This is a genomic window from Streptomyces sp. OfavH-34-F, from assembly GCF_022347745.1.
In the GTDB taxonomy this organism is placed as follows: domain Bacteria; phylum Actinomycetota; class Actinomycetes; order Streptomycetales; family Streptomycetaceae; genus Streptomyces.
Map to the genome: position 1 here is coordinate 1 of NZ_JAKRGC010000352.1, position 6,192 is coordinate 6,192.

5 protein-coding genes, 1 tRNA gene and 1 pseudogene are annotated in these 6,192 nt (G+C 75.1%); 6 read left to right on the forward strand and 1 reads right to left on the reverse strand.

Going from position 1 to position 6,192, the window contains the following annotated elements; genetic code table 11:
- The 4 genes from MHW47_RS30625 to MHW47_RS30640 all read left to right on the forward strand — a co-directional run.
- Nucleotides 1–952: hypothetical protein (locus MHW47_RS30625; RefSeq protein WP_239227130.1), on the forward strand; the 952-nt coding region annotated here is incomplete at its 5' end.
- 123 nt (nucleotides 953–1,075) lie between these two features.
- The gene (locus tag MHW47_RS30630) at nucleotides 1,076–1,864 is read left to right on the forward strand and encodes an HAD-IIA family hydrolase (protein WP_239227131.1); all 789 of its coding nucleotides are present in this window, start codon (nucleotides 1,076–1,078) and stop codon (nucleotides 1,862–1,864) included.
- 134 nt (nucleotides 1,865–1,998) lie between these two features.
- Nucleotides 1,999–2,562, forward strand: coding sequence for a hypothetical protein (locus tag MHW47_RS30635; RefSeq protein ID WP_239227132.1), 564 nt, complete (start codon nucleotides 1,999–2,001; stop codon nucleotides 2,560–2,562).
- A 1-nt stretch (nucleotide 2,563) separates the two neighbouring features.
- Nucleotides 2,564–3,286: a class F sortase gene (locus tag MHW47_RS30640; protein WP_239227133.1), complete on the forward strand. Its 723-nt coding sequence runs from the start codon at nucleotides 2,564–2,566 to the stop codon at nucleotides 3,284–3,286.
- 305 nt (nucleotides 3,287–3,591) lie between these two features.
- On the opposite strand, the gene MHW47_RS30645 is transcribed toward MHW47_RS30640, so the two are convergent.
- Nucleotides 3,592–3,665 (reverse strand) — tRNA-Lys (locus tag MHW47_RS30645).
- 181 nt (nucleotides 3,666–3,846) lie between these two features.
- Between MHW47_RS30645 and MHW47_RS30650 the strand changes: the two genes are divergently transcribed.
- Nucleotides 3,847–5,217, forward strand: coding sequence for a peptidoglycan-binding protein (locus MHW47_RS30650; RefSeq protein ID WP_239227134.1), 1,371 nt, complete (start codon nucleotides 3,847–3,849; stop codon nucleotides 5,215–5,217).
- 10 nt (nucleotides 5,218–5,227) lie between these two features.
- Nucleotides 5,228–6,192, forward strand: a pseudogene (locus MHW47_RS30655) (hypothetical protein); the annotation flags it as partial.

The window sequence follows — 6,192 nt, forward strand, 5'->3', positions numbered from 1 at the left end:
GGCAGGACCGCCGACGAGGCCGCGGCCGAGGCGGCCCGCGCCCTCCCCCCGTACGCCTCACGCCTCCGCACGGCGGCCCGGATCTTCGACGACGTCACGGACGGGGGCCGCCCCGCCGGCCGCCGCCCCGGGGCAGGACGCCTGCGGTGACCCGGCGTCGGACGACTTCCCCCTCGACACCCGCATCCACGGCGGCCCCGACACCTACGCGTCCGGCGGCGGCTACGGCACCTGGTTCCTGGACCTGACGAACACCACGGCGGAGCCCTGCCGGGCCGTCCACCCGGTCCTCGTCCTCACCGACGAGAACCGCGCGCTGACCGCGGACCAGATCCGGCTCCGCTTCTCCGAGCGCGCCCGGCCCGGCGTCGAGCACCACGTGACCTGGGAGACGACCGACCGGGACGAGCACATCGGGGTGTTCGGCGGCGACGGCGACGACGCCTTCCCCGGCTTCACCGTGCCCGCCGGGCGCACGCTCACCGTCCAGGTCCGGCTGGCCTTCACCGCGGACACCGCCCCGGGCCGGATCACCGCCAACGCCGCGGTCGTCCAGCGCCGGGGCGCCGGGGGCGGGGCGCGGGGCGGCGACGGGGAGTGGGTCGGCGAGTCCGGCGCCTACCCGTTCACCGTGGTCGAGGGCGGCACCGGTACGGACGGGACGGACAGGGACGACATGGGCGGCACCGACGGGACGCGGGACGAGGGGAGCGGCACGGTGAAGGGCAAGGGCGACGAGGGATACGCGGACCCGGGCACGACCGGAGCGACGCCGCCGGGCGCCGCGCGCCGACCCGTACCGTCCGGCACCGACCCGGCCGGGCTGCCGGAACTCGCCAGGACCGGCATCTCCGTCCCCGTGGCGTTGCCCGCCCTCACCGTCTCCGGATTCCTGATCGGCGGCGGCGCGATGGTGCTGACGAGCCGCCGCACCCGCCGCGCGCACCACTGATCGACAGGTGGTCGGCCATTGCCGCCCCGCCGGACCGTCGGCCTAGACTCTGGGGCGTCGGCGCTGCACAGCGCGGTGCCGCCGGCGTCCCCGCACCTGGCGTACGGCAACTGGAGTCCCGCAATGGCAGAGCGCAAGCCGATCTCGTCCTGGCTCACCGACATGGACGGTGTCCTCATCCACGAGGGCACCCCGATCCCCGGCGCCGACGCCTTCATCAAGCGGCTGCGTGATTCGGGGCTGCCGTTCCTGGTCCTGACCAACAACTCGATCTACACCGCGCGCGATCTGCACGCCCGGCTCCAGCGCATGGGCCTGGACGTGCCCGTGGAGAACATCTGGACCTCCGCGCTGGCCACCGCCCAGTTCCTGGACGACCAGCGGCCCGGCGGCACCGCGTACGTGATCGGCGAGGCCGGGCTCACCACCGCGCTGCACGACATCGGTTACGTCCTCACCGACCACGACCCCGACTACGTGGTGCTCGGCGAGACGCGCACGTACTCCTTCGAGGCGCTCACCAAGGCGATCCGGCTCATCAACGCCGGCGCCCGGTTCATCTGCACCAACCCCGACGAGACCGGCCCGTCCGCCGAGGGCCCGCTGCCCGCGACCGGTTCCGTCGCCGCCCTGATCACCAAGGCGACGGGCAAGGCGCCGTACTTCGCGGGCAAGCCGAACCCGCTGATGATGCGCACCGGGCTCAACGCGATCGGCGCCCACTCCGAGTCCAGCGCCATGATCGGCGACCGGATGGACACCGATGTGCTGGCCGGCCTGGAGGCGGGCATGCAGACGTTCCTGGTGCTCACCGGGCTGACCACGGTCGCCGACATCGACAAGTACCCGTTCCGCCCGTCCACGGTGGTCGAGTCCATCGCCGACCTGGTGGACCTCGTCGACCCGCGCTGACACCCGGACGCGGCCGGGGGGCGGGCCGTACCGCGCCCGCCCCCCCCGTACGTCCCACTCCATCGGCCCAACGCCCCCGCGCTGCGGATGCGGAGGGCCCTGCCGCGCGTGAACCTGCCAGCAGGAGGTTCACGATGCGTTTCATACCCCTCACGTTCTGTGCCGCCGCAGTGGCCGCGGCGACCCTGGTGCCCGTCCCCGCGGCACTGGCCGAATCCGGCTCCGGCCACGGGGACGACCCACGGCCCCGCGTCACCCTGTCGGTCACGCCGTCGTCCGTCGCGCCGGGCGGCGAGGTCGAGCTGGAGCTGGCCGGCTGCAAGGCCAAGGAGGCCAAGGGGAGCTCCGACGCCTTCGTCTCCGAGGCACGGTTCTCGTCCGGCGGCGACCGCACGCTCTACGCCGAGGCCCGGGTCCGGGCCGACGCGGAGCCGGGCGACTACGACGTCCGGGCCGTGTGCAAGGACGACAAGCACACGACGGTGACCGCCACCCTCACCGTCGTCCACCGCTCCCGGCCCATGCCCGTCGCCCCGGTCCACGCGGGTGGCGGCGGCACCGCCGTGCTCGCGGGCGAGAGCGCCGAGCAGGACGGCCCCGGCACCACCCAGGAAGTGATCGGCTTCGGTCTCGCCGCCCTCGCGGCCGGTGCCGTCGCCTGTCGCGGCATGCGCCGCCGCCGGCCGGCGACCGACTGACATGCCGGCACCGGAGGGCGCGGCGGGCCGCGGCAGGCTGCTCACGGGGGTGGCCTGGGCGGTCATCCTGCTCGGCCTGTGGCTGTGGGGGCGCGGCATCACCGACGGCTCGGGCATCGGCTCCGCCCCGACGACCGGCGACGTCGCCGCCGTCGGGCGCCCGCTCGGCGTACCGCTGCCCCCGGCGCACGAGCCGATCGGGGGTGTGGCCCCGCAGAGCGTCGAGATCCCGTCGATCGGCGTCCGCGCCCCCGTCGTGCCGCGCGGCCTGGACGCGGACGGCGCCATCGAGCCGCCGTCGTACGACACGCCGCAGACGGTCGGCTGGTACGGCGCGGGCACCGAGCCCGGCGCAGAGGGCCCGGCCCTGTTCGTCGGCCATGTCGACACGGCGACCGAACCGGCCGTCTTCTACGGGCTCAGCACCGCCCGCCCCGGCGCGAAGGTGGACGTCACGCGCACCGACGGCACCGTCGCCGAGTTCACCATCGACGACGTGCAGGTCCTCACCCGGGCCCGGTTCGACGCGCAGAAGGCGTACGGGCCCCGCAAGGACGGCCGGGCGGAGCTGCGGCTGATCACCTGCGGCGGCACGTACGACCAGGAGTCCCGGTCGTACACCGCGAACGTCGTCGTCTCGGCCTACCTCACGGCGGAGAAGCCCGCGGGCACGGAGTCCGCCGGCGCGGCGGCGAGCGCCGGGGCCCCTGCGGGAGCCGTCTGATCCCGCTGGTACCCGGCCCGGCCGCCGCCCGTCACCGGGGGCGGCCGGGCCGGTCCTCGACCGCGGTGCGCGGGCCGCGGGAGTGACCCGGCACGGACGCGGGAGACCACCGGGCAGACCCGGGGCCACTGGGCCGTCCGGGTCCGCCGCACGGACCCACTGTAGGCGGCCGGGCCGCAGCGGCCCACCCGCATTCTGACGGTACGTCGATAATCGGTCACCCTCCGCACGCATCGAAAGTGCGGCGAACGGCCCGAAAAGCATCAAGGCCCCCTCGCGCGGAGCGAGGGGGCCTTGACTGTCTGTGCGCCGCCAGGGACTCGAACCCCGGACCCGCTGATTAAGAGTCAGCTGCTCTAACCAACTGAGCTAGCGGCGCCTGCTGACGTCGAGAACTCTACCCGATCCCGAGCGGTGCTTCCGACCGCGGTGTCGTCTCCCGGCCTGTCGGATGGTCGTTTTTTCCCTTCTATCCGTCAAACTGCGGTATGTCGTGACTGTTGCCACACTGACGCCCGAGCAGATGGCCCGAGGATCTTGACGACTGCGGAGGGGATCGCATGACCGTGCCGGCCTTCGAGGAGTACGTACCCGCCACCGACTGCCCCTGCCCGGGGTGCGCCGCCCAGCGCCGGACCGCCGCCGGGGGACTGCCCGTGCGGTACGGAGGGAACCCCGCCGCGCACGGCGCGCGGCGCGCGATGGTCCTGGTCACCGCGGCCGGGGTGGTGCTGGGCGGCGGGATCACCGAGTCCTTCGGCGCCCCGGCGGACCCGGTCCCGGTGCCGGGTACGGGGATGCCTGCCGGGCTCTCCCCGTATCCGGACAGTCCGCAGGGCATGCCCGGCCCGCTCGGCGGCGCCGGGTCACCGGCCGCGGGGGCGCCGGGCGCCGACGCGCCGGAGGGCGGGGCCACGGAGGCCGGGGCGCCGGAGAGCGGGACGAGCCTGTCGTCGTCCCCGGCGGCGCCCGCGACCACCCGGACCGAGATCATCGAGCGGGCCAAGAAGTGGGTCTCCGCGAAGGTCCCGTACAGCATGTCCGCGTATTGGACGGACGGATACCGGCAGGACTGCTCCGGCTACGTCTCGATGGCCTGGAACCTGCCGGGCAACGAGTGGACCGGCAGCCTCGCCGCGTACGGCACGCGGATCGCCCGCGCGGATCTCCAGCCCGGCGACATCCTGCTCTTCCACAACCTCGCCGACCCGGCCCAGGGCTCCCACGTCACGATCTTCGGCGGCTGGACCGATGCGGCGCACACCCAGTACACCGCGTACGAGCAGACCAAGCCGCACACCCGCAAGCAGACGACGCCCATGGCGTACTGGACCAACTCGGCGAGCTACGTCGCCTACCGGTACAACGGCCTGAGTACGGGCAAGTCCGGCGGCGAGGCCGGCACCACTCCGTTCCCCGGCGCGGCGGCGTTCGGTCCCGGGGCGAACAACGCCCAGGTCACCCGGCTCGGCGCGATGCTCGTCGGCCGGGGCGGCGAGCGCTTCTACAAGGTCGGCCCCGGCCCCCTGTGGACCGCCGCCGACCGCGACGCCACCCGGGCGTTCCAGCGGGCGCAGGGCTGGCGGGGCACCGAGGCCGACGGCATCCCCGGCCCCGACACCTGGCGGCGGCTGGTGACCGGAACCGGTCGCGACATCCCCGCGGTGGCCGGGCCGAGCGGCTCGAAGGCGGTCCCGGCCTTCCCCGGACGGGGGTATTTCCGGCCGGGTCGGGTCAGCGGCCATGTCGAGAACCTCGGAAAACAGTTGGTGAAGAAGGGATACGGCGCGCACTACCGCTCGGGCCCCGACCCCCGGTGGACCGAGGCGGACCGGCGCAATGTCGAGGCGTTCCAGAAGGCCCAGGGCTGGCGGGGCAAGGAGGCGGACGGCTATCCGGGCCCGGAGACCTGGCGGCGACTCTTCGCGTGACACGACGCACATGACGGAGGCGGTAATGCGATCCACGGTGTCGGACAGCTCCGGGAACCCGGAGCACGGCCAGCAGACGGAGTACGGGGAGGAGCGGTACGGGACGGTCCCGGTACGGGAGTGGGTGGGCCCGGGCGGCGCGGGCAGCGTCACGGACGCGTGGGCGGCGGGCGCCGCCGGGCAGGACGCGGCGCCGGTCGCCGAAGGACTGCCCGTGAAGGGCACGGTCCCCGGCCGGGACGGCGGCGCGGCGAAACGCGAGGCGCCCCCGCTGTTCGCACCGGTCTCCGTGTCCGTCCCGGCGGCCGGCGGCGAGGTGGTGGTCGAGGTGCCGGAGGCGGAACCTCCCGGGCACCGGGAGCCCGGGGACGCGGTGGACGTGGTCCTCGACCTCACCCCGGCCGAGACCGGCCCCCTCGGAGCCACGTCGGCCTCGGTGTCGGTGCCGGCGCCGACGGAGGCCGCCCGGTCCCCGGAGCACGCCGACCGCGAACCGGCCGCCCCGGACGCCGGGCTCGCGGCGGTCCCGGAACCGGAGGCGGTGAGTCCCCCGGAGGCGGTGAGCGACGCCGTGCCCGCGGCGGCGGACCGCGCCGACGCGCGCGAGAAGGACGCCGAGGACGCGGTGCGGGCCGCCGCCCCGCTGCCGGAGTCCGCGAGCGAGCCGGAGTCCGCAAGTGAACCGGAGCCTGCGAGCGCCCCGGAGCCCGCGAGCGCCCCGGAACCCGTGAGCGCCCCGCAGTCCGCCACCGGGGAGGAGGCGGTGGGCGAGGCCGTGGGTGAGACCGCTCCCGCCTCCGTCGCCGAACCCGTGCTCGTGCTGTCCGGGGCCGACGCCGCGCCCCGGCCCGATGCGCTCCGGGACACCGGGCGCCATCAGGCCGTCATCGGCGGCGACCGCACCGCCACCATCCCCGTCCACCTGCTTTTCCGGGAGGACCGGGACGCCTCGGCGCCCCCCGTCGTGCGGCGGCC

Coding starts and splice junctions, on each gene's coding strand:
- MHW47_RS30630 (WP_239227131.1), top strand. CDS start 1,076: ATGGCAGAGCGCAAGCCGATCTCGTCCTGGCTCACCGACATGGACGGT.
- MHW47_RS30635 (WP_239227132.1), top strand. CDS start 1,999: ATGCGTTTCATACCCCTCACGTTCTGTGCCGCCGCAGTGGCCGCGGCG.
- MHW47_RS30640 (WP_239227133.1), top strand. CDS start 2,564: ATGCCGGCACCGGAGGGCGCGGCGGGCCGCGGCAGGCTGCTCACGGGG.
- MHW47_RS30650 (WP_239227134.1), top strand. CDS start 3,847: ATGACCGTGCCGGCCTTCGAGGAGTACGTACCCGCCACCGACTGCCCC.